We start from the raw sequence: 631 nt of genomic DNA, 5'->3' as shown, positions 1-631 counted from the left end.
GCCGGCCAGCCGCGGGATGCTCGGCCGGGCGCCGGTGGCGAGCACCAGCCGGTCGTAGCGGAAGGTCTCGCCGCTGTCGGTGCGCACCAGGCGGCGGGCGCGGTCGACGGCGGTGGCGGTGACGCCGGACCTGACGCGCACGCCGTCGGGCGGGGCGGGCAGTTCCAGGTCCCCGGCGGTGAGGGTGCCGTCGAGGACGGAGGTGAGCAGCACCCGGTTGTAGGCCGGCCGCGGCTCCGCTCCGAGGACGGTGACCGGGCCGCGGTGTCCGTGCGCCCGCAGCCGCTCGACGAGCCGGTGCGCCGCGGGTCCGTGGCCGACGACGAGGACGTGGTGCGTGGCGGTCATGGCGGGCCTCACGGTGCGTCGGAGCCGGGTTCGATCCGCACGGCGCAGACCTTGAACTCGGGCATCCTGCTGCGGGGGTCGAGGGCGGTGCCGGTGATCAGGTTGGCCCGGCCGGCGCCGGGGTGGTGGAACGGCAGGAACACCGTGTCCGTGCGCATGCTGCCGACCAGCCTGACCCGCGCGACCGTGGTGCCGCGGGCCGAGGTGACGCGGGCCGTGCCGCCCTCGCGCAGACCCGCGCGTGCGGCGGTGTCGGGGTGGATCTCGACGTACGGCTCGGGGA

2 protein-coding genes are annotated in these 631 nt (G+C 76.9%); both read right to left on the bottom strand.

Features of this window, described 5'->3' with window-relative positions; genetic code table 11:
* Positions 1–348 (bottom strand): FAD-dependent oxidoreductase (locus tag LPA54_RS34875; RefSeq protein ID WP_228984626.1); only part of this gene is annotated, 348 nt, incomplete at its 3' end.
* An 8-nt stretch (positions 349–356) separates the two neighbouring features.
* On the bottom strand, positions 357–631 hold a 275-nt coding region (locus LPA54_RS34870; RefSeq protein ID WP_306806586.1), incomplete at its 5' end, for a molybdopterin dinucleotide binding domain-containing protein.

This window comes from Streptomyces sp. DH12 (assembly GCF_020873895.1).
Taxonomy (GTDB): domain Bacteria; phylum Actinomycetota; class Actinomycetes; order Streptomycetales; family Streptomycetaceae; genus Streptomyces.
Note: the sequence above shows the minus strand (reverse complement) of the source record. Positions and strands in the feature narration are given on the sequence as shown.